Consider the following 22,681-nt stretch of genomic DNA (forward strand, 5'->3'; position numbering starts at 1 on the left):
TGGGAACTCACCGCCTCGGGGTCGAACTACCAGGTGATCAACGCCAACAGCGACAAGTGCCTGAACACCAAGGACAACTCCACCTCCTCGGGCGCACTGGTGCAGCAGAACTCCTGCGACTCGGCCGCCACCAAGCAGTGGACCCTCCAACCGGCCGGCTCGACCCCGAGCGGAAGCCCCACGGCCAGCCCCACCAGCAAGCCGAGCAGCAGCCCGACGACCAACCCGACGCCGCCGTCGGGCTGGCCGAGCCCGAACGGCTCACAGGCGGTCACCAGCACGATCAGCGTCTCCGGCACCATGGACGGCGGCCTGAAGCGCTACTACGCCAGCGGCGCCATGGGTGACGGCGGGCAGAGCGAGAGCCAGGACCCGATCTTCGAGCTGGCCAACGGCGCGACGCTCAAGAACGTGATCATCGGTTCGCCCGGCGCCGACGGCATCCACTGCCTGGGCAGCTGCACGCTGCAGAACGTCTGGTGGGAGGACGTCGGCGAGGACGCCGCGACCCTGCTGGGCAGCTCGTCGTCGCAGGTCATGACCATCGACGGCGGCGGCGCGAAGAGCGCGTCCGACAAGGTGTTCCAGCACAACGGCCCCGGCACGATGGTGATCAAGAACTTCCAGGTGGACAACTTCGGGAAGCTCTATCGCGCCTGCGGCAACTGCACGAACTCCTACCAGCGGCACGTCCAGATGTCGAACATCGTGGCGACCTACCCCGGCAAGGCGCTCGCGGGCATCAACACCAACTGGGGCGACACCGCGCGCTTCTCGAACATCACGATCAAGAACGACCCCAACCACAAGATGATCGTGTGCCTGAAGTACAAGGGCGTGCCGAAGGGCAGCGAGCCGACGGAGATCGGCAGCGGCGCCGACGGGACGAACTGCATCTACAGCTCCTCCGACATCCACTACCAGTAAGCGCGCCGGCCGGTCCCGGGATCCCCGGGGTCACGTGTGACGGCGGTGCGAAAACGGAAGGCCCGGTGGTCCCCCCAGCCGCCGGGCCTTCCCGCTTGGACGATCGGCGTCAGGCCGCTCAGCTCAGGCCGTCGATCGCCCGCGCGATGGGCACCCCCGGCCGGTACGCGAGGTGCACGTGGCTGGGGGCGTCAAGGATCGTGAGGTTGGCCCGGCGGCCGGGGCTGAGAACCCCGATGTCGTCACGGCGCAGGGCCTTCGCCCCGCCCGCGGTGCCCGCCCACAGTGCCTCCGCCGGGGTCATCCGCATCTCCCGTACGGCGAGGGCCATGACGAGCGGCATCGACGAGGTGTAGCAGGAGCCGGGGTTGCAGTCGGTGGCGAGCGCGACCGTCACGCCGGCGTCGATCAGCCGCCGGGCGTCGGGATAGGGCGAGCGGGTCGAGAACTCGACCCCGGGCAGCAGGGTCGCGACCGTGGTGCCGCCGGCCAGGGCGTCCACGTCGGCGCCGGTCAGGTGCGTGCAGTGGTCGACGCTCGCGGCGCCGAGCTCGACGGCGAGCCGCACGCCCGGACCCGCGGAGAGCTGGTTGCCGTGCACCCGCAGGCCGAGACCGGCGTCCCGTCCGGCCGTGAGGATCGCGCGGGCCTCGTCCCCGTCGAAGGCGTGCGGGCTGGCGGGCTCGCAGAAGACGTCGATCCAGCGGGCGTACGGCGCGCATGCGGCGAGCATGTCACCGGTCACCAGCCGCAGGTAGTCGTCCCGGCCGGTCCCGGCGGGCACGACGTGCGCTCCGAGATACGTCGTCTCCTGAGTGACCTCCCCGGCCAGGCGCAGCGCGCGGACCTCGTCGGCGACGGTGAGGCCGTACCCGCTCTTCACCTCGACGGTGGTGGTGCCCTGAGCGCGCATCTCCGCGATCCGGCCGCCGAGCAGGGCCCGCAACTCGTCGTCGCTCGACGCCCGGGTGGCGGCGACGGTGGTGGCGATGCCCCCGCCGTCATACCTGGCGCCGGACATGCGGGCGGCGAACTCGGCGGCCCGGTCCCCGGCGAAGACCAGGTGGGCGTGGGAGTCGACGAAGCCGGGAACGACGGCCCGGCCGCCGAGGTCGCGCCGCCGGTCGGCGCCGGGCGCCCGCCCGGCTGGGCCGACCCACGCGACGTGCCCGTCCTCGACGATCACCGCGGCGTCCCGGAGCAGGCCGAGAGGCGACCCGTCGCCGAGGGACGGGTCGTTGGTGACGAGTTCGGCGATTCCGGTGAGCAGGGTAGTGGTCACGCGTGCTCCCAAAGCGACTCGACGGCGGCCGACAGCAGGGACGCCACGTCACCCAGGACGTGCCGGCCCTCGGCCACGACGACACGCCCGTCCACGATGACGGTGTCGACGTCCGCCGCGGTCGCGGCGAACACCATCTGGTCCGGCGCGACTCCGGCGGTGCGCGGGGTGTCCAGCCGCACCGCGACGAGATCGGCGCGGGCCCCCGGCTCCAGCCGCCCGGCGTCGGGCCAGCCGAGCCCGTCATGCGCGGTCGCCGCGCCGAGCAGGTCCCCCGGGCCGAAACTGCCCCGCCGCAGCGTGTGCAGCCGTTCGTGCATCTCCAGCGCGCGGGCCTCCTCCAGCAGGTCGATGACCGCGTGCTGGTCGGAGCCCAGGGACAGCGGGGCGCCCGCGTCCCGCAGCGCGCGGGCGGGTCCGATGCCATCGGCGAGGTCGCGTTCGGTGGTCGGGCACAGGCAGGCCGTCGTCCGGGCACGCCCGAGGGCCGCGATGTCCCTTTCCAGCAGGTGTGTGGCGTGCACGGCGGTCGTCATGGGACCCAGCAGGCCCTCCGCTTCGAGCAGCCCTGTGGGGCTCAGGCCGTAGAAGCCCTCACACGCCTCGTTCTCCGCCGGCTGCTCCGACAGGTGGACGTGCAGCGGCCGTCCTGCCGCCGTCTCGGCCACACCCGCCAGGGCCTCGCGGGGGACCGCGCGCACCGAGTGCACGGCCACGCCGACGCGTGTGCCGGGGGAGGGCGGCAGATCGGCGACGCGACCGGCCCAGCTCTCGACATCGCCGTCTCCGTACCGCCGCTGCGGCCCCTCCAAAGGGACATGCCCCCGCGCGGTCAGCCCACCTGCGAGATAGAGCGTGTCGAGCAGGGTCAGCCGGATCCCGGCGTCGGCCGCCGCCTGCCGCAGCGCCTCGCCCATCGCGTTCCGGTCGTCGTACGGCGTGCCGTCCGGACCGTGGTGCAGGTAGTGGAACTCCCCGACGCAGGTGATCCCCGCGAGCGCCATCTCCGCGTACGTCGCCCGCGCCAGGGCGAGGTAGCCGTCCGGGTCGAGCCGCCGTGCCAGGCCGTACATGCGTTCGCGCCAGGTCCAGAAATCACCGCCGCGATCATGGGTGCGGCCGCGCAGCGCCCGGTGGAAGGCGTGGCTGTGGGCGTTGGCGAGGCCGGGCAGCACGACGCCCGGCAGGCGGCGCGCGCCCCCCGCCTCGGCACCCGGGGTGACGGAGGTGAAACGCCCGTCCTCGACCTCGAAGGTCACGTTCCGGGCCAGGCCGCCGGGCAGCCAGGCGTACGCCGCGTGCCAGCGCGTCGCGCTCATGCGACCCGTCCCGTCAGGTCCTCGACGACCCGGGCGAGCGCGGCCACGCCCGCCAGGCAGTCATCGCGCGAGGCGTGCTCGGCGGGGGAGTGCGAGACTCCGGTCGGGTTGCGGACGAACAGCATCGCCGTGGGGATGCCGGCCGCGGCGAGAATCCCCGCGTCGTGACCCGCCCCGGTGCCGAGCACGGGCGCGCCCCCGAGGAGGGCGGCGAGCCGGTCGCGCAGCTCGACCGAGAAGATCGTCTCGGGCGTGAACGACTCCTCCACCGCTTCGACGCCACCGGCCGCACCGGCGACCTCCCCGACCACCGCCCGGACGTCGGGTTCGTACGGCCCCCGAGCGTCCAGCCAGGCGCGTACGGCTGACGGGATGGCGTTGACGCCGTTCGGCTCGACGTGCACCTTGCCGATCGTGGCCACGCAGCCGCGGGCGGCGGCGGCCCGCCGTGCCGTGGTGATGGCCGACGCCAGCGTGAGCATGGGGTCTCGGCGGTCCTCCAGCCGGGTGGTGCCCGCGTGGTTGGCCTCGCCGGTGAGGTCCAGCCGCCAGCGGCCGTGGGGCCAGATGGACGAGCCGACCGCGACCGGACGGCCGAGGTCGACCAGCCCCCGGCCCTGCTCGACGTGCAGTTCCACGAAGGCGCCGACCCGGCGCAGCGCCTCCGGGTCCGGGCCGACCCGGGCGGGGTCGTGCCCCGCCCGGCTCATCGCCTCCGCCATGGTGGTCCCGCCGGCGTCGCGCAACCCCCGCGCGCGGTCGGCGTCCAGGGCGCCGGTGATGATCCGGGAACCGGCGCAGGCCACACCGAAGCGGGCGCCCTCCTCGTCCGCGAAGTTCACCACGCCGATCGGCCGGGCCGGTTCGAACCCCCGGGCGTGCAGCAGGTCCAGCGCGGCGAAGGCGGAAACGACGCCCAGCGGGCCGTCATACGCGCCGCCGTCGGGCACCGAGTCGAGGTGCGACCCGACGACGACTCCCGGACGTCCTGCCGACGCGGCGGAGTCGGGGTCGCCCCACCAGGCCCACTGGTTGCCGGCCCGGTCGACGACGAGGTCGAGCCGCCGGGCCGCGGCCTCGCCGGCGAACCACTCGCGCAGCGTCGCGTCCTCGCCGGTCCAGGCGAAACGGCGATAACCGCCGGTGCGGCCGTCCCGTCCCACCGGTTCGATCGCCGCCCACAGCCCGTCGAAGGCTTCCGCATCCGGTGCCACCTGGTCAGCTCTCCCGCATCGGAACGCGCACGCCACGCTCGGCCGCGACCCGCTCGGCGATCTCGTAGCGGGCGTCGACGTGCCGGATGACGCCCATGCCCGGGTCGTTGGTCAGCACCCGCTCGATCTTCTGCACGGCCAGGGCGGTGCCGTCGGCCACGGTGACCTGCCCGGCGTGGATCGAGCGCCCGATGCCGACGCCTCCGCCGTGGTGGATCGAGACCCAGGTGGCGCCGGACGCGGTGTTGACCATGGCGTTGAGCAGCGGCCAGTCCGCGATGGCGTCCGACCCGTCGGCCATCGCCTCCGTCTCGCGGTACGGCGAGGCGACGCTGCCGCAGTCCAGGTGGTCGCGTCCGATGACGATGGGGGCCGACAGCTCGCCCGAGGCGACCATGTCGTTGAAGCGCAGGCCCGCCTTGTCGCGTTCGCCGTAGCCGAGCCAGCAGATGCGCGCGGGCAGGCCCTGGAAGGCGACGCGCTCCCCGGCGGCGTCGATCCACCGGTGGAGGTGGTCGTTGTCCGGGAAGAGCTCCTTGACGGCCCGGTCGGTGGCGTGGATGTCCCTGGCGTCACCGGACAGCGCGGCCCACCGGAACGGGCCCTTGCCCTCGCAGAAGAGCGGCCGGATGTAGGCGGGGACGAAACCGGGGAAGGCGAAGGCGCGGGCGAAACCGCCGAGGCGCGCCTCGTCGCGGATGGAGTTCCCGTAGTCGAAGACCTCGGCGCCCGCGTCCAGGAAGCCGACCATCGCCTCCACGTGCCTGGCCATCGAGGCCCGCGCCCGCTCGGTGAACTCCTCGGGCTTGCTCGCGGCGTAGTCGTGCCAGTCCGCGACCTCGACGCCCTCCGGGAGGTAGGACAGCGGGTCGTGCGCGCTCGTCTGGTCGGTGACGATGTCGACCTCGACGCCGCGTGCGAGCAGCTCGGGCAGCACGGTGGCGCAGTTGCCGACGAGGCCGACGGACAGGGCGCGCCGCTCCCGCCTGGCCGTCAGGCAACGCTCGATCGCGGCGTCGAGAGAGTCGGCCACCTCGTCGAGATAGCGGTGCTCGACCCGGCGGCGCAGCCGTTCCGCGTCCACGTCGACGACGAGGCAGACGCCCGCGTTGAGGGTGACGGCCAGCGGCTGGGCGCCGCCCATGCCGCCGCAGCCGCCGGTGACGGTCAGCGTTCCGGCGAGGGTGCCGCCGAAGCGCTTGGCCGCGACCGCCGCGAACGTCTCGTACGTCCCCTGGAGGATGCCCTGGGTGCCGATGTAGATCCACGACCCGGCGGTCATCTGGCCGTACATCGTCAGGCCGAGGTTCTCCAGCCGGCGAAACTCCGGCCAGGTCGCCCAGTCGCCGACGAGGTTGGAGTTGGCGATGAGCACCCGGGGGGCCCATTCGTGGGTGCGCATCACCCCGACCGGCCTGCCGGACTGGACCAGCATCGTCTCGTCGTCCTTGAGCGTGGTGAGAGTGCGCACCATGGCGTCGTACGCCCGCCAGTCGCGGGCCGCGCGGCCGGTGCCGCCGTACACCACGAGGTCGTCGGGGCGTTCGGCCACCTCCGGGTCGAGGTTGTTCATCAGCATCCGCAGCGGGGCCTCGGTCTGCCAGCTTCGAGCCGTGAGCGCGGTACCTCGCGGGGCGCGTACGGGACGGGCGCCTTCCATGACGCTGTTCCTTTCCTTGATTCAGGAGATTGTGACGATTCGAACGCCCTTATCAGGACAACGTCCCTATTCGGACATGGCCTCCGCCAGCCGGGCGAAGGAGCCGATCCGGTCCCACGTCGCGGGGTCGACGTATTCCGTCAGGTCGAGGTGGTCGAAGCCGGGCGGCGCGAGGTCGGCACGCTCCGGGAACGGGCCGGTCACCGGCTTGGTCGCGTCGAAGCCGAGCTTCGCGGTGACCACGTCGGGCCGGTCGGCCGAGCCGAGCCGCTTCGCGCTGGGATCCATCTTGATGCCCTTCGCGTGGTCGAGACGGACGAGGTCCCGATCGGCCTGGAACCGGACGTTGAGCGCCCACAACACCTCCCGATCGTCGAACACGTCGACGTCCGGGTCGACGACGACCACGTGTTTGAGGAAGTGGTCACGGGCGAACGCCGCGAGCAGCGCCTGCCTGCCGTCGGCCTCGTGCCGCTTCTCGATCGAGATGTAGGCGCTGAGCGAGCCGCCGTGGAAGGGGATGCGGACGTCGCGCACCGTCGGAACGGAGGCCCGGACGGCCTCCAGCAGCCGTGCCTCCCGCCCGGGGAAGAGCCACAGGCACCGGTGCTCGGCATGCGTGGGGTGCAGATCGTTGAACAGCGCGTCGGCCCGGTGCGTGACCGCGGTGATCCTGCACTGCGGCGCTCGCGCCGCGCCGTAGTAATAGGTGAACTCCCCGAACGGACCCTCCCGGACGACGTCGCGGGCCTCGATGACGCCCTCCAGCACGATCTCGGCGTACGCCGGCACCTCCAGATCGACGCTGACGCCCCGGACCACGTCGAGCGGACGGCCGAGCAGGGCTCCGGCGACCTCGTGGGAGTCCACGTCGGTGGGGTGCTTGAGTTGTGAGGCGATGGCGTAGGCGGGGTGGTGCCCGATCACGATCGCGATGGGCACGTCCTCGCCCCGCTCGGCCGCGGCAGTGATCATCCGGCCGAGGTCGTGGTCCGGCGCGGCGTTCACGGTGATGTGGTCGCGGTCGAGCACCATCATCCGGTACATGCCCGTGTTGATCTTGCCTGTCGCCGGGTCCCGCGCCAGCGTGACGCCCGAGGTGATGTAGCGGCCGGCGTCGTCCCGCGAGTGCACGCCGAACGGCAACGTGGTGAGGTCGACGGCGTCGCCCCGCTCCACGACCTCCTGCACGGGCGCCGCGTCGACGGGACGTGCCGGCAGCGGGTGCCGGATCGAGCTCACCGCGAAATCGACGACCTCGCGGACGTCTCTGCCGAGAGCGAGCGCGATGCGGCGGCGCGTGCCGTACAGGCCGGCGACGACCGGCATCCGGCTCCCCTTGACCCGCTGGAAGCGCACTGCCGGGGCGCCGTGGGGCTCCAGCGCCTTCACGACGGCCGAGAGCTCGTGCACGGGGTCCACCTCGCGCTCGACGGTGATCAGCGCCTCCGGGGCGGACGCCGCCAGGTCCCGCAGGAAGCTCCGCAGATCGGCGGGACCGCCGGGTTCGGGTGCCGCGCCTGCCGTCTCCTCGCTCACCGTCTCTTTGCTCACCGTCTCCGTGCGCACCGTCTCCTCGCTCACTGGGCCGGCTCCGTCTCGGCGTACCGCACGTCGCCGTGCACGAGGAACGCCCCGTCGAGCACCAGGTCCTGGACCGCCTCGATCTCCGGCGCGAGAACCCGGTCGATGTCGAGATAGGGGGCCCGCGCCCGGACGAGGTCGTAAACCGGCCGGGTGCCCGCCGCGACCTGGCCGTCGGCCCGCAGGTCCACGCCCTGCGCCGCGCACAGGAGCTCGATGGCCACCACGTAGGAGGCGTTCGTCGCCATCCGGTGCACGCGGCGCGCGGCATGGGTGGCCATGCTGACGTGGTCCTCCTGGCCGGCGGAGGTCGGGATGCTGTCCACGCTGTTCGGCGTCGCCAGCGCGCGGTTCTCGGCCACCAGGGCGGCCGACGTCACCTGGGCGAGCTGGTAGCCGCAGTTGAGGCCCGCGTCCTTGACGAGGAAGGGCGGCAGCCCGCTCATGCTCGCATCGTTGAGCATCGCGGTGCGGCGTTCCGAGAGGGATCCGACCTCGCACAGCGCCAGCGCGATGATGTCGGCGGCGTACGCCACGGGCTGGCCGTGGAAGTTGCCGCCGGAAAGGATCTCCTCGTCGTCGGGGAAGATCAGGGGATTGTCCGACACCGAGTTGGCCTCGTTGAGCAGCGTGGTCGCGGCGAACTGCAGGAGGTCGAAGGCCGCCCCCATCACCTGGGGCTGGCAGCGCATGCAGTAGGGGTCCTGAAGCCGTCGCCCCGGGAACTCCTTGGCGAGGATGGGGCTGCCGCCGACCAGGCGGCCGAGCGCGGCGGCGACGCGGATCTGACCCGGCTGGCGCCTGATCCGCTGGATGCGCGGGTCGAGCGCCGCCGGACGCCCGGCGACCGCTTCGAGGCTGAGCGCTCCCGCCGCCACGGCGGCGTTGAAGACGGCCTCGGCGGCGAACAGCGCCCGCAGCGCGAGGGCGGTCGAGGCCTGCGTCCCGTTGATGAGGGCGACGCCCTCCTTCGGGCCGAGCACGACGGGGTCCACCCCGGCGATCCGCAGCCCCTCGGCGGCGTCCGTCTCCCGGCCGTGGACGCGGACCCGTCCCTCACCGGTGAGCACCGCCGCCATGTGCGACAGGGGAGCGAGGTCTCCGGAGGCGCCCACCGAGCCCTGGGCCGGCACGCAGGGCAGCACGTCGGCGTTGAGCAGGGCCTGGAGCGACAGCACGATCTCCCGCCGCACTCCGGAGTGACCCTGGACGAGGCAGGCGAGCTTGACCAGCAACATCGCCCGTACGACGTCGTCGGGCAGCATCTCGCCGACACCGGTCATGTGCGACATGATCAGGCGCCGCTGCAGTTCGAGGAGGTCGTCCGGCGAGATCTTCCGGTCGGCCAGCTTGCCGAAACCGGTGTTCACCCCGTAGATGGTGTCGCCGCGCGCGATGGCGGTGTCGATCACCTGGCGACCACGGTCGACCCGGGTGAGGACGTCGTCGTCCAGCTCGACCTGTACGGGCCCGGCGAACGGCCGCCGGAGCGCGTCGAGACCGATTCCCTCGGTCGAGATGCGCACGGTGGTAGTCATGATCAATCCTTTCGATCGAATCAGGTCGAATCAGGTCGAATCAGGTCGAATCAGGGCGAAGCGGGGGGCGTGCCGTCCCACCGGTGGACCAGCCCGGTGTCGATGCCGAAGAGGTCGAGGACGCGCCCGACGGTCTCGTCGACGACGTCGTCCAGCGTCGCCGGCATCGTGTAGAAGCTCGGCGTGGGCAGGGCGATGACGCCGCCCATCTCGGTCACCGTGGCCATGTTGCGGATGTGGGTGAGCGTCAGCGGGGTCTCGCGCAGCAGGAGGACCAGCCGGCGGCGCTCCTTGAGCGCCACGTCCGCCGCGCGGGTGAGCAGGGTGGTGGTGACCCCCGTGGCGATCTCCGCGAGGGTGCGCACGGAGCACGGCGCGATGAGCATGCCCATGGTCTGGAAGGAACCGCTGGACACCGGCGCCGCGACGTTGGTGATCGCATGGGTGTGGGCGGCCAGCCCCCGCACCTCGCGAACCGACATCGGGGTCTCCATCGCGATGGTCATCGCCGCCGCCTTCGACACGACCAGATGTGTCTCGACCTGATGCCGGGCGAGCTCCTGCAGGGCGCGGATGCCGTAGATCGCGCCGCTGGCGCCGGAGATCCCGACGACCAGCCGCCGGTTCTGCCCGGTCGCACCGCTCATCGCGGCCCTCCCGGGTTCTCCAGCCGCCGCGGGACGCGGACGTTCACGGCCTTGGTCTCGAAGTAGCTGAGCAGCTCGTCCAGGCATTCCTCCCGGCCGACCCCGCTGTTCTTCACGCCGCCGAAGGGGGCGCCGAGGAAGTGGCGGTTGGCGTCGTTGACCCAGACGTAACCGGCTTCGAGCTCGTGGGCGGTCCGCAGGGCCAGGTCGATGTCCCGGCACCACACGGCGGCGCTGAGCCCGAGATCGACGTCGTTGGCCAGACGCAGCATCTCGTCGTGGTCCGACCATGTCATGGCGGCGACCACCGGGCCGAATATCTCCTCCCTGGCGATCCGCATGCGTGGGGTGACGCCGGTGAAGAGGGTGGGTTCCAGGTAGTAGCCGCGGGGCGGCACGCCGTCGGGAACCCCGCCGCCGGTCACCAGCTCGGCCCCCTCCTCGCATCCGGAGGCGACATAGCCGCGCACACGGTCCAACTGCTGGAGCGAGACGAGCGGGCCCATGTCGCTGCCCTCGTCGTAGGCCACGCCGACCCGGAGCCGCCGCAGCCGCTCCGCGAGCCTCGTCACGAAGTCGTCGTGGATCGACTCGTGCAGCAGCAGCCGCGAGGTGGACTGGCAGGACTGGCCCTGGCTCACGGTGAAGCTCATTCCGGCCACGGCGGCCTCCACCGCCGCGTCGAGGTCGACGTCCGGGAAGACGACCATGGCGTTCTTGCCACCGAGCTCCGTGGTCAGATGTTTGATCCGGCCGCGCGCCCCGAGGCGGGACTGGATCGCCAGCGCCGTCGGCAGGCTGCCGGTGAAGGCGATCCGCTTGACGGCCGGATGCGTCACCAGTGCGTCGCCCGTCTCCGCGCCGCCGGCCACGATGTTGACCACGCCGGGGGGCAGGACGTCCGCCAGCACCCGGCCGATCGCCAGCGTCGCGAGCGGGGTCTGCGGTGCGGCCTTGATGACCATAGTGTTGCCCGCCAGGAGCGGGAAGATCATGCCGCCGAGGGCGAACAGCGTCGGGTGGTTGAAAGCGATGATCTTCCCGACCACCCCGTAGGGCGTGCGCAACGTGTAGGACAGCGCGTCCTCGGCCGGCGTGGTCGCCCGTCCGGCCAGCGCGAACGCGAAGGACGGCCAGCGCTTGAGATAACGCAGCGCGAGCCCGATGTCCCGGCGGGCCGACGCCAGCGGGTTGCCGCTGTCGGCCGAGTCCAGCAGCGCCAGCTTCTCGCCATGGGCGCGCAAGCTCGCCTCGACCAGCTCCAGGGCGTCGGCGCGTGCCTCCAGCCCGGCCGCCGACCAGGCCGGCTGGGCGCCGCGCGCGGCCTCGACGGCGGCGTCCACCTCCGCGGCCGACGCGTACGGCACCGCGGCGAGCTCCTCGCCCGTCGACGGGTCGTACGACGGCGCGGTGGCGCCGGCGGCGACCCACTCTCCGGCCACGAACGCCCTGGGTTGCGAGTCGGACCAGAAGTGGGCGAGTGCCTCTCCGACACCGGACATGCCGGCTCCTTCCTGCGGTGTGGTCGTGTCAGCCGTTGACAGTGGTCACGAGGCCGTGATCCACCTGCCGCAGGCGCGAGTAGGTCGACAGGTCGATGTCCCGGCCGGTGTGCTCGCCCCTGATGACGAGGGGGGTCGTGTCGACGTCGCGGCCGGACTCGGCCGCGGCGATGAGGGCCGCCATCAGCACCCCCACGAGCGGTGCCGTCTTGAACTGGTTTCCGCTGGTGCCGACGGCCACGTAGAACCCGTCCAGGTCGGTGCGGTCGTAGATCGGCAGCCAGTCGTCCGTGATGTCGTACAGCCCGGCCACGCCGGAGGGACGGGACGGGATCCGCAGCTCGGGCACGCGCCTGGCGAGCCGCAGGACATGCCGGTCCCAGACGGCCGCGCTGACAGCGGGATCGTGGGCGTCGGGGTCGGCCACCTCGACGATCGGGTCGCAGGCCGCGCCGTTCCCGCCGACGAGGATCGCGTTGCCCGCCTCCGGGCGGAAGTTGATGCCGAGGTCGCCGTCGACCACGTGCAGGCCGTCGGCGAGGAAGTCGACGCCGGGCGGTGCCGGAATCTGGTGGAGCTCCTGTCGTATCGGGCGGGAGCGCACCCGCATGCCCTCCTCGACCCCGGCCATCCGGTTGATCGCCGCGGAGTGCGGTCCGGCGGCGTTGACGACGACCGGGCAGTCGATCCGCCGCCCGTCGCCGAGGGTGAGACCGAGCACGCGGCCGCCCTTCCTGCGGATCTCCACCACCGTGGTCCGCAGGGCGCAGTCGGCGCCTTCGAGACGGGCCGCGGCCATGAGATTCTGCGCCGCGAGCGCGGGGTCGGCGACGAAACCGGAGGACGGCGTGTACAAGGCGCCGGGGATCATGACGTCCGTCTCCCGCCCGAAATCGTCGTCATCGGGCAGGGCGGGCGGTCCGAAGGCATGCAGGTCGAAGAACGGCAGGCGCTCGGCGAGCCGCTCGGCGGTCCAGCGCTCGTGCGGTTCGCCGAGAGACGCGAGCGTGGCCGCCGCACGCTCTCCGTATCCCGACCCGTCGCCGAAGATCACGGAGCCGCATCGGCGGAACTCGGCGAGCCGCTCTCCCACGGGCAGCCGTACGAAGTCGGCCCAGTTCTCCCAGTAGGGGATGGCCTCCGCGGCGAGAACGACGGCGTCCCTGGACGCGGCGTGGACCCGGAGGATGCCGGCCGACGCGCTGGTCGACCCGTGACCCGGCATGCCCTCCCGGTCGACGTTGAGCGTCTTCCAGCCGGAACGGGACAGCGCCAGCGCGATGGAGGCGCCGATGACCCCGGCACCGACGATTACGGCGTCGTACGCCCCCCTCCCCGGAGTCGCGGCATCTGTCAGGACCATTCGGGCTCCTTGTGATCGTCGACGTGTGGAGACCGTGGGAGCGAGAGCGTCATCATCACTACCACTGGGCAGGAGAGTATGCCATGAGGCGGTAGTAGCTTCACAAGGTGCCGACGCTGAAAAATCCCTATGAAGCTGAGATCAGCGAGGTAATCCGCCTGTAACGGGCGCGTTGTGCCTGCGTGCGGGGGCAACCGCCAAGCAGAGGTTAGTTCCGCTATGGGGTAGACACTCTCTTGTTCGTGATGGCAGTATCACCGGCCAAGTGGTGCGCCCCCACCACCTCGTGTCCGCACTTCTTCTCATCACGAGGGAGAACGATGAACGTGCGACTCCGAGCTTTTCGGCCCCCCACCCGCGCGCTCTTGGCGGCAAGCCTGGCCTCCGTGGTCGCGCTGGCCGGTTGCGGATCCGGCGACGATTCCGCCGACGACCAGGCTTCTTCCGCAGGTTCTCCCCAGAGCGGCGCCACCGCCCAGGGTGACATCCCCGCCCAGGAGCAGGACGCGGCGGTCGCCGCACTCGTTCCGCAGGAGTTCAAGGACAAGGGCACGCTGACGGTCGCCAGCGACGCGAGCTACCCTCCGATGGAGTTCATGGCCGAGGACGGCCAGACCGTGGTGGGGCTCGACGCCGACCTGGGCAAGGCGCTGACCGAGGTCATGGGCCTCAAGGTCTCCGTCGTGAACTCCCAGTTCGACGCCATCATCCCGGGTCTCGGCGCGGGGAAGTTCGACATGGGCATGTCGGGCTTCAACGACACCGAGGAGCGCCGGAAGATCCTCGACTTCGTCGACTACTACCAGGGCGGGTCGTCGTTCTTCGTGAAGTCCGGCGCCGTGCAGATCAAGAGCATCGACGACCTGTGCGGGCACCGGGTCGCCGTGCAGAAGGGCACGGTGCAGCAGGACGACGCGACGGCGCAGGACGCGAAGTGTAAGAGCGCCGGCAAGGAGGGCGTCGAGGTCCAGGTCTATCCCGACCAGACGGCGGCCAACCTGGCGCTGTCCAGCGGCCGGGCCGACCTCAGCATCGCCGACACTCCCATCGCCGCCTACCAGGTCACCCAGTCGAAGGGGCAGTTCGAGCTGGCGGGAGAGGAGTACGGCGTCGTCATGCACGGCATCGCGCTCCCGAAGGGCAGCGGCCTGGTCAAGCCCCTGGTGGCCGCTCTGGACCAGCTGATGAAGAACGGCACCTACCAGAAGATTCTCGACAAGTGGGGCATCGGGCACACCAAGCTCGACGCGGTTCTGGTGAACGGCGCCGAGCCGCAGGGATGAGCGACGGCGTTTCTTCTATGCGGGTACAGCACATGATGGAAACCGCCGGCACGCCGGCCGCCGAGTCGCTACCGACCGTACGCCGCAGGCAACCGGGGCGCTGGGTCGCGGCAGCGGCCCTCTGCGTCCTGCTGGCGATGCTGATCAACACGATCTTCACCAACGAGCGCTTCCAGTGGGACGTCGTGTTCCACTGGTTCACCTCGGACCGCATCTTCGCCGGGTTGGGCCGCACGATTCAGCTGACGGTCATCTCGATGGCGATCGGCATCGTGCTCGGCCTCGCGCTGGCCGTCATGCGGCTGTCCCGCAACGCGCTGATCTCCGGTGCGGCCTGGGCCTACATATGGCTGTTCCGAGGCACGCCGGTCTTCGTGCAACTGCTGTTCTGGGGATTCATCTCCGCGCTCTATCCGAGGCTGTCCCTCGGCGTGCCGTTCGGCCCCGAGTTCGCGAGCTTCTCGGCAAACGATCTGATCAGCCCGTTCACGGCCGCGATCCTGGGCTTGGGGCTGAACGAGGCGGCGTACATGGCCGAGATCGTCCGGGCCGGGATCCTCTCGGTCGATCGGGGCCAGGCAGAGGCGGCGCAGGCGCTCGGCATGACCCGCGGACTGGCCCTCAGAAGGATCGTGCTGCCGCAGGCGATGCGCGTCATCGTCCCCCCGACGGGCAACCAGGCCATCGGGATGCTCAAGACCACATCCCTGGTCGCGGTGCTGGCCTATCCCGAGTTGCTCTACTCCGCGCAGCTCATCTACTCCGCCAACTACCAGACGATCCCCCTGCTGATCACGGCGTCGTTGTGGTACCTGCTGATCACCTCCGTGCTCAGCATCGGCCAGTTCTTCGTGGAGCGGCACTTCGCCCGGGGGACCACCGTGCTCGCCGGCCGCGACGACCGGCGGCGGAGCCTGCGCGGGCTCGCCGGCCTGCTGCCCGGCCGCCGCCGTTGAGCGCGTTTCGAAGAACAGGAAGGACCCGTTGATGGCCGAGCCTATGGTCAAAGCCGTGCAGGTGCACAAATCCTTTGGCCGAGTGAAAGTCCTGAACGGCATCGATCTCGAGGTGGCCCGCCGAGAGGTATTGTGCATCGTCGGGCCGTCCGGGTCGGGGAAATCCACCTTCCTTCGCTGCATCAACCATCTGGAGAAGATCGACGCGGGACAACTCGTCGTGGACGGCGACCCCGTCGGCTATGTGCGGCGCGGCGGGAAGATGCACGAGCTCGGCGAACGCGCCGTGGCCGAGCAGCGGAAAGACATCGGAATGGTCTTCCAGCGTTTCAATCTCTTTCCGCACATGACGGTTCTGCAGAATGTCATGGAAGCGCCGGTGCGGGTCCGGAAGGAGAGCAGGGCGACCGTCCGCGACCGTGCCGTGGAGCTCCTCGGCAAGGTCGGGCTCGCCGACCGACGGGACATGTATCCGGCCCAGCTGTCCGGAGGGCAGCAGCAACGCGTCGCCATCGCCCGGGCGCTCGCCATGAAGCCCAAGCTGATGCTCTTCGACGAACCGACTTCCGCGCTCGACCCCGAGCTCGTGGGGGAGGTTCTCGACGTGATGCGCTCACTCGCGGAAGAGGGCATGACAATGGTGGTCGTGACCCACGAGATGGGATTCGCGCGGGAGGTCGGCGACACGGTGGTCTTCATGGACGGCGGTGTCGTGGTGGAATCGGGAGCCCCGAGCGAAGTTCTCTCCAACCCGCGGCACGCCCGCACCAAGTCATTCCTGTCGAAAGTGCTTTAGCGCGTTTTTCTGAATTTCCCGCGGCGCTCGCCACCGGCTGTCATGCCGGGTGCAAATCAGCGCGTGGCGAGTGATATCTTCGGTTCGTTGCGCGGCCGTGCGCCCGGCCCCTTGAAGTGTGATGGTGCGTAGATCGGGATCGCGACGGTTGAACGCGTAACCCATGACCAGGCTGATCAATCTGTCGGAGGACGAGGGCCCATGTCCGAGAGTGCCGAGCCGACAGCGATACGTACCGTTGAACGTGCGCTTCGCCTTGCTCACATAGTCGCCACCACCCCCGGTGGCCTCACCCTCACCGTCGCCGCGCGGGAGGCGGAACTCGCCCTGAGCACCGCCGCACGCCTGTTGAAGGCGCTGGAGCTGTCCGGCTTCGCCTGGCGGGACTCGTCCGGTCTCTATCACGCGGGGCCGCGGATGCTCCAGGCGGGCGCCATCGCCCTCGGCAACCTGCCGATCTACAAGATCGCCGAACCGCACCTGCGTGATCTGGCCGACTACACCGGCGAGACGGCCTATCTGGCCGTCCCCGAAGGGGACAGCCACGCGCTCTACCTCCGTCAGGTGGAGAGCCCCCGCGCCATCCGGCACGCGACGTGGGCGGGACGGGCGATCCCCACGGTCGGTACGGCGGTCGGCGCCGCGCTGAACAGGCGGCTGTCCGCCGACGGCTTCGCCACGTCGCGCCGGACCGCCGTCGAGCCGGAGGCCGCCGCCGCGGCGGCCCCCGTGTACGACTCGACCGGGTCGGTGGTGGCGGCACTCAGCATCATCGGGCCGTCGTTCCGCATCAGCGACGAGGATCTGGAATCCTTCGCCAGGGCGGTGGCCAAGCACGCCCAGTCCCTCTCCGCCGAGCTCGGCTATCCCGGCGCCTGGCCCAGGTCATAATCCGCAGCCCGCGCGGGGGCGTCAGGCCGCGCCGTGCCAGCCGCCGTAGTCGGCGAGGAACAGGGCCTCCGTAGTGATGATGCGGCGCAGTTCCTCCAGCACCACCCGCTCGTTGGGGGCGTGGATCGAGGCGCCGTCGTCCTCGGCGCCGTACAGCAGGATCTCGGCCTTGGGGAACTGCCGGGCGAGGGCCGCCACCAGCGGGATCGAGCCGCCCTGGCCGACCTGGCGCGGCGCGCGGCCGAAGGCGCGCTCCAGCGCCCGCTCCGCGGCGTTCATGGCCGGGCCGCCCGGCTCGATCTGGAAGCCCGAGCCGCTGACGAAGTCGCCGAAGGAGACCTTGACCCCCCACGGCGCGACCTTCTCCAGGAAGGCCGTCACGTCGTTCAGCGCCTGCCTGGCGTCCCCGCTCGCGGGGATGCGGATCGTGACGCGGGCCCGGGCCACCGCCTGCACCGCGTTGATCGCGCCGGTCACCGTCGGCACGTCCAGCCCGGTCACCGTGATCGCGTACGACGCCCAGAGCCGGTCGGCGAGCGAGCCGCCGCCGACCAGCGACACCCCGTCGAGCACCCCGGCGAGCGCGCGGAACTCCTCATCGCCGAGAGCCTCGCCGGGGAAGCTCCCCGGTTCGAGCCCGGGCACCCGAACGTTGCCCTGGTCGTCGTGCAGGGCGGTCAGCATGCGCATGAGCGCGGCCAGCGCGTCGGGGGCGGCGCCGCCGAACGCGCCGCTGTGCACGGCCTCGGCGAGCGTGCGGACCTCCACGGTGAACGCGGCCATGCCGCGCAGCGACGTGGTGAGGGCGGGATCGCCCACCTCAGGGTTGCCGACGTCGGCGATGACCATGGCGTCGGCGCGCAGCAGTTCGGGGTTGGCCTCGACGAACGCCTCCAGGCGCTCGCCGGCGTACTCCTCCTGGCCTTCGATGATGACCTTCACGCCGACCGGGAACCGGCCGTTGAAGGCGCGCAGCGCGGCCACGTGGGTGATGACGCCGCTCTTGTCGTCGGCCGCGCCCCGGCCGTACATGATGCCGTCGGCGACCGTGGGCTCGAACGGCGGAGTGCGCCACAGGGCGAGGTCACCGGAGGGCTGCACGTCGTAGTGCGCGTAGAGCAGCACGGTCGGGGCCCCGTCGGGGGCGGGCGCCTCGGCGAACACGGCGGGGAAGCTGCCCTCGATGGGGATCTGCCGGACGTGCGGGAGGCCGGCGGCGCGCAGCAGCCGCTCCACGAGCGCCGCGGCCTCCAGGACCGGGGCCTCGGAGTGGCCGGGGAACGCGACGGACGGGATGGCGACCAGGCGCCTGAGGTCCTCGACCGTCTGCGGCATGCCCTCCTCGACGGCGCGCTCGATCTCCTCTGGTGTCACGGCGTTCTCCCGGATGTACGCGGATCTTCCCGGCTGGGTGGACCCCATTTGACCACAGGTCCGGCGGACCCATCTCCCACGTCTGGGCGGCTTCAATCTACCGTGACGGATTTCGTTGCCGTTACATGTCGATGTCGCGGAATCCGAACTTCTTTCACAGTGAAGCCACGCAATCACTTGGCAAAACGCGGAAGTGGCATGCACACTGTCCAACAGCGACGGATCACCTGAGGGAAGGTTGCGATGACGCGCCCCGACGTACTCAAGGCCGCACAGGACAATCTCTGGATGCACTTCACGCGCCACTCCTCCTACGAGGGAGGGGAGGTGCCCATGATCGTGCGCGGCGAGGGCGCCTACGTTTACGACATCCACGGCAAGCGGTATCTCGACGGCCTCGCCGGACTGTTCGTGGTCCAGGTCGGCCACGGCCGCGCCGAGCTGGCCGAGGCCGCCGCCAAGCAGGCCCAGGAGCTGGCGTTCTTCCCGTTGTGGTCGTACGCGCACCCCAAGGCCGCCGAGCTCGCCGCGCGACTCGCGGAGCTCACCCCCGGCGACCTCAACCGCGTCTTCTTCACCACCGGCGGCGGCGAGGCCGTCGAGTCGGCCTGGAAGCTGGCCAAGCAGTACTACAAGATCAAGGGCAAGCCGCTGAAGACCAAGGTCGTCAGCCGGTCCATCGCCTACCACGGCACCCCGCAGGGCGCGCTGTCGATCACCGGCATCCCGGCGCTCAAGCAGGTCTTCGAGCCGCTGGTACCCGGCGCGATCAAGGCCCCCAACACGAACCTCTACCGCGCCGACGAGATCTCCGGCTTCCCCGGCCTGGAGAAGGACGCCGAGGCGTTCGGCCGCTGGGCCGCCGACCAGGTCGGCAAGGCCATCGAGATGGAGGGCCCGGACACCGTGGCCGCCGTCTTCGTCGAGCCGGTGCAGAACGCCGGCGGTTGCTTCCCGCCGCCTCCCGGATACTTCCAGCGGCTGCGCGAGATCTGCGACGCCCACGATGTGCTGCTCGTGTCGGACGAGGTCATCTGCGCCTTCGGCCGGCTGGGCACGATGTTCGGCGGCCAGAAGTTCGACTACGTGCCGGACATCATCACCTGTGCGAAGGGCCTGACCAGCGGTTACTCGCCCATCGGCGCGATGATCGCCTCGGAGCGGCTGTTCGAGCCGTTCAAGAACGGCACCGAGACCTTCGCGCACGGCTACACCTTCGGCGGCCACCCGGTGTCGGCCGCCGTCGCCCTGGCCAACCTCGACATCTTCGAGCGGGAGGGCCTGCTCGAGCACGTCACGGCCAACGAGCCGGTGTTCAAGGCGGCCCTCGACCGGCTGCTGGACCTGCCGATCGTCGGCGACGTCCGCGGCTCGGGCTACTTCTACGGGATCGAGCTGGTCAAGGACAAGTCCACCAAGCAGACGTTCAACGAGGAGGAGTCGGAGCGCCTGCTGCGCGGCTTCCTCTCGAAGGCGCTGTACGACGCCGGCCTGTACTGCCGGGCGGACGACCGCGGGGACCCGGTCGTGCAGCTCGCCCCGCCGCTGATCTGCGGCCCCAAGGAGTTCGACGAGATCGAGTCGATCCTCCGTTCGGTGCTCACCGAGGCGTGGGCCCGCCTGTAGACCATGGAGCTCGTGCGGCCGGGTAGGGGGCGACCGTGACGAGTGACCGCTTGAAAGGACACAACTCATGAAGATCGGCGTGCCCGCCGAGGTCAAGAACCACGAATACCGCGTCGCCGCCACCCCGGCCGGCGTCCACGAGCTCGTTCGTCACGGCCACGAGGTCAGCGTCCAGCGCGGCGCCGGCCTCGGCTCCCACATCACCGACGAGGAGTACCTCGCGGTCGGCGCCAAGCTCGTCGAGAGCGCCGACGAGGTGTGGGCCGAGTCCGAGATGATCCTCAAGGTCAAGGAGCCGATCGCGGAGGAGTACCACCGGCTCCGCGCGGACCAGATCCTGTTCACCTACCTCCACCTGGCCGCGTCCCGGCCCTGCACCGACGCCCTGCTCGCGGCCGGCACCACCGCCGTCGCGTACGAGACCGTCCAGGCCGGCAACGCGCTGCCGCTGCTGGCCCCGATGTCGGAGGTCGCCGGGCGGCTGGCCCCCCAGGTCGGCGCGTACAACCTGATGCGCTTCAACGGCGGCCGCGGCGTGCTCCCCGGCGGCGTGCCGGGCGTGGCCCCCGCCAAGGTCGTCGTGATCGGCGGCGGCGTCTCCGGCCTCAACGCGGCGCAGATCGCCGTCGGCATGGGCGCGGACGTCACGATCCTCGACATCAACATCGACCGGCTGCGCTTCATCGACGCCATCTACCAGGGCCGGCTGAAGACGCTGGTCTCCACGACGTACGCGATCGAGCGGGCCGTGCTGGAGGCCGACCTGGTCATCGGCGCCGTGCTCATCCCGGGCGCCAAGGCCCCGACGCTCGTCTCCAACGAGCTGGTCTCCCGCATGAAGCCGGGCTCCGTGCTCGTCGACATCGCGATCGACCAGGGCGGCTGCTTCGAGGACTCCCGCCCGACCACGCACGACGACCCGACGTTCCGCGTGCACGAGTCGGTGTTCTACTGCGTGGCGAACATGCCGGGCTCGGTGGCCAACACCTCCACCTACGCCCTGACCAACGCGACCCTGCCCTACGTCGTCAAGCTCGCCGACAAGGGCTGGAAGGACGCGCTGCGCGGCGACGAGGCGCTCGGCCTGGGCCTCAACACCCACGCCGGCGTGCTCACCAACGAGCCGGTCGCGGTGGCGCACGACCTGCCGTACACGCCGGTGGCGGAGATCCTCGCCGCCTGACGCGGCGTGGGGGATCAGCGCAGGCCGAGGCGCCTGCGCAGGTCCCTCGCGGTGCCGAGCACGTGCTCGACCTCGGCCGGGGTGGGCCACGGGGCCGTGCCCGGCCGCAGCAGGGTGGCGCGCACCAGGCCGAGGTGCTCGATCGCGGCCCGGTGCAGCCCGCTCGCCCGTGCGAGCCACCCCACGGTGTCCGCCGGACCGGCCTCGTCCGCGTCCGGCGCGTCGCCGACGGCTAAAGCCCCGGTGGCCAGATTCCCGGTGGTCAGGTTCCCGGTGGTCAGGTTCCCGGTGGTCAGGTTCCCGGTGACCAGATCCCACGTGCCCAGGATCTCGACCAGGTCCGCGGGCTCCGCCGCAGCGTCTCCGCGCCTGCGCGCCGCCGCCACGGCGAGTTCGGCGCGTGCGGCCTGCCCCGGTTCCGCGGGCCGGCTCCAGTACGGCGGGGCCGGGTCGAGCAGGCACTCCTCGGCCTCGGGGGACGCGCCGAGCAGGGGCAGCAGCGTCCGCAGCTCGACCATCGCGCCATGGTGCCCGCGTTCGGCCGCCCGCCTGAACCAGTGGCGCCCGCCCTTCAGGTCGTTGTGCTCAGCGACGAGCAGCAGCCCGAAGCGGAAGGCGGCCTCGGGGTCGTCGGCCGCGGCCCGCCCGTACCAGTGGGCGGCCGCCGCCTTGTCGTCCATCCGGGCGCAGACCAGCGCGGCCATCCGCCGCGCGTCCGGCCGCCCGGTCCGCGCCGCCCGCTCGAAGCAGGCGCGCGCCGTGGGCAGGTCGCCCCGGCACAGCGCCATGTCGCCCAGCCGGAAGGCCGCGCCGGGGTGGTCGGCGCGGGCGGCGAGCCGGTAGAACGCCTCTGCGCCCTTCTCGTCGCGGGCCGCGTGCAGGAGCAGGGCCATGTGATAGGCGGCCTCCGCGTGGCCGCCGCGCGCCGCGTACTCCCACCAGTGCAGTGCCTCGGCCTCGTCGCCCGCGGCGTAGCCCAGGAAACCCAGGTCGTGGGCCGAGCGCAGGTCGCCGTCCACGGCCGCCCTGAAGTGCCAGCGCCGGGCGCCCATGCCGTCGCCCTGGTCCTCGCACAGCAGGGCCAGCCGCCGGGCCGCGTGGCGGGAGCCGTCCTCGGCCGCCCGCTCGAACCACTCGCGCGCTCCGTCGGTGTCGCCGCGCCGCTCCAGCAGCAGCGACGCCAGGTTCGTCGCCGCGTCGGCGTCGCCGGTGCCCGCGGCCAGCTCGAACCAGCCGATGGCCTCCTCGGTCGTCCCGTGCGTGCGGTGCCACAGCCCCAGGTTGTAGGCGCTGTCGACGTTGCCCGCCCGCGCCGCCCGTTCCCACCAGTGCCGGGCGCCCAGTCGGTCGTCGCGCTCCGCGCACAGCCGGCCCAGCCGGTGCGCCGCGTCGCGGTCGCCGTCGCGGGCCCTGTCGAGCAGGTTCGCCTCGGCCGGGTCCAGGGGTTCAGGGGTACGCGGGACCGGTATCCCGGGCCACGCTGTCGCCTCCGTCGCTCCCACTAGTGTCATGGGAGACAGGGTGACACGTAACCGA

Annotated in this window: 18 protein-coding genes; 7 read left to right on the forward strand and 11 right to left on the reverse strand. The window is 71.4% G+C overall.

Annotated features, from left to right (window positions below; all coding sequences use genetic code 11):
* Positions 1-927, forward strand: a 927-nt coding sequence (locus ABZ857_RS32895) for a pectate lyase (RefSeq protein WP_357050875.1), incomplete at its 5' end; no start/stop codon positions are given.
* A 118-nt stretch (positions 928-1,045) separates the two neighbouring features.
* On the opposite strand, the gene hutI is transcribed toward ABZ857_RS32895, so the two are convergent.
* The 9 genes from hutI to ABZ857_RS32940 all read right to left on the reverse strand — a co-directional run bounded on the left by hutI (position 1,046) and on the right by ABZ857_RS32940 (position 13,036).
* On the reverse strand, positions 1,046-2,209 hold the full coding sequence (hutI, locus tag ABZ857_RS32900; protein WP_357050877.1) for an imidazolonepropionase: 1,164 nt from the start codon (positions 2,207-2,209) through the stop codon (positions 1,046-1,048).
* Positions 2,206-3,528: a formimidoylglutamate deiminase gene (locus tag ABZ857_RS32905; protein WP_357050880.1), complete on the reverse strand. Its 1,323-nt coding sequence runs from the start codon at positions 3,526-3,528 to the stop codon at positions 2,206-2,208. Before ABZ857_RS32905 ends, hutI begins: the two co-directional genes overlap by 4 nt.
* Positions 3,525-4,742, reverse strand: coding sequence for an allantoate amidohydrolase (locus ABZ857_RS32910; protein WP_357050883.1), 1,218 nt, complete (start codon positions 4,740-4,742; stop codon positions 3,525-3,527). Before ABZ857_RS32910 ends, ABZ857_RS32905 begins: the two co-directional genes overlap by 4 nt.
* Positions 4,743-4,746: 4 nt before the next feature.
* Positions 4,747-6,402, reverse strand: coding sequence for a urocanate hydratase (hutU, locus tag ABZ857_RS32915; RefSeq protein ID WP_357050886.1), 1,656 nt, complete (start codon positions 6,400-6,402; stop codon positions 4,747-4,749).
* A gap of 66 nt (positions 6,403-6,468) precedes the next feature.
* The gene (locus ABZ857_RS32920) at positions 6,469-7,986 is read right to left on the reverse strand and encodes a UbiD family decarboxylase (RefSeq protein ID WP_357050889.1); all 1,518 of its coding nucleotides are present in this window, start codon (positions 7,984-7,986) and stop codon (positions 6,469-6,471) included.
* On the reverse strand, positions 7,983-9,524 hold the full coding sequence (gene hutH, locus ABZ857_RS32925) for a histidine ammonia-lyase (RefSeq protein ID WP_357050892.1): 1,542 nt from the start codon (positions 9,522-9,524) through the stop codon (positions 7,983-7,985). Before hutH ends, ABZ857_RS32920 begins: the two co-directional genes overlap by 4 nt.
* A 50-nt stretch (positions 9,525-9,574) precedes the next feature.
* On the reverse strand, positions 9,575-10,171 hold the full coding sequence (locus ABZ857_RS32930; RefSeq protein WP_357050895.1) for a UbiX family flavin prenyltransferase: 597 nt from the start codon (positions 10,169-10,171) through the stop codon (positions 9,575-9,577).
* Positions 10,168-11,673: an aldehyde dehydrogenase family protein gene (locus tag ABZ857_RS32935; protein ID WP_357050898.1), complete on the reverse strand. Its 1,506-nt coding sequence runs from the start codon at positions 11,671-11,673 to the stop codon at positions 10,168-10,170. Before ABZ857_RS32935 ends, ABZ857_RS32930 begins: the two co-directional genes overlap by 4 nt.
* Before the next feature lie 28 nt (positions 11,674-11,701).
* On the reverse strand, positions 11,702-13,036 hold the full coding sequence (locus ABZ857_RS32940) for an FAD-dependent oxidoreductase (protein WP_357050900.1): 1,335 nt from the start codon (positions 13,034-13,036) through the stop codon (positions 11,702-11,704).
* Between the two features lie 365 nt (positions 13,037-13,401).
* Here ABZ857_RS32940 and ABZ857_RS32945 point away from each other — a divergent pair, with 365 nt between their 5' ends.
* The 4 genes from ABZ857_RS32945 (at position 13,402) to ABZ857_RS32960 (ending at position 16,962) form a co-directional block, all read left to right on the forward strand.
* The gene (locus tag ABZ857_RS32945) at positions 13,402-14,319 is read left to right on the forward strand and encodes an ABC transporter substrate-binding protein (RefSeq protein ID WP_357050903.1); all 918 of its coding nucleotides are present in this window, start codon (positions 13,402-13,404) and stop codon (positions 14,317-14,319) included.
* A 32-nt stretch (positions 14,320-14,351) separates the two neighbouring features.
* The gene (locus ABZ857_RS32950; RefSeq protein ID WP_357050906.1) at positions 14,352-15,275 is read left to right on the forward strand and encodes an amino acid ABC transporter permease; all 924 of its coding nucleotides are present in this window, start codon (positions 14,352-14,354) and stop codon (positions 15,273-15,275) included.
* Positions 15,276-15,306: 31 nt separating this feature from the next.
* Positions 15,307-16,071, forward strand: a complete 765-nt coding sequence (locus tag ABZ857_RS32955) for an amino acid ABC transporter ATP-binding protein (RefSeq protein ID WP_357050909.1) — start codon at positions 15,307-15,309, stop codon at positions 16,069-16,071.
* A 201-nt stretch (positions 16,072-16,272) separates the two neighbouring features.
* Positions 16,273-16,962, forward strand: coding sequence for an IclR family transcriptional regulator C-terminal domain-containing protein (locus ABZ857_RS32960; protein ID WP_357050911.1), 690 nt, complete (start codon positions 16,273-16,275; stop codon positions 16,960-16,962).
* A 21-nt stretch (positions 16,963-16,983) separates the two neighbouring features.
* On the opposite strand, the gene ABZ857_RS32965 is transcribed toward ABZ857_RS32960, so the two are convergent.
* Positions 16,984-18,336 carry a M20/M25/M40 family metallo-hydrolase gene (locus tag ABZ857_RS32965; protein WP_357050914.1) on the reverse strand — a complete coding sequence of 451 codons (1,353 nt, stop codon included), beginning with the start codon at positions 18,334-18,336 and terminating at the stop codon, positions 16,984-16,986.
* Between the two features lie 243 nt (positions 18,337-18,579).
* Between ABZ857_RS32965 and ABZ857_RS32970 the strand changes: the two genes are divergently transcribed.
* Positions 18,580-19,962, forward strand: coding sequence for an aspartate aminotransferase family protein (locus ABZ857_RS32970; protein WP_357050917.1), 1,383 nt, complete (start codon positions 18,580-18,582; stop codon positions 19,960-19,962).
* Positions 19,963-20,029: 67 nt separating this feature from the next.
* A complete protein-coding gene (gene ald / locus ABZ857_RS32975) occupies positions 20,030-21,145 on the forward strand; it encodes an alanine dehydrogenase (protein WP_357050919.1) in 1,116 nt (371 codons plus the stop codon).
* Positions 21,146-21,159: 14 nt separating this feature from the next.
* Here ald and ABZ857_RS32980 read toward each other — a convergent pair whose 3' ends face one another.
* Entirely contained in the window at positions 21,160-22,656 is a 1,497-nt protein-coding gene (locus tag ABZ857_RS32980; protein WP_357050922.1) for a tetratricopeptide repeat protein, read from the reverse strand.
* Positions 22,657-22,681 lie beyond the last annotated feature (25 nt).

Source organism: Microbispora sp. NPDC046933, assembly GCF_040644635.1.
Lineage (GTDB): Bacteria > Actinomycetota > Actinomycetes > Streptosporangiales > Streptosporangiaceae > Microbispora.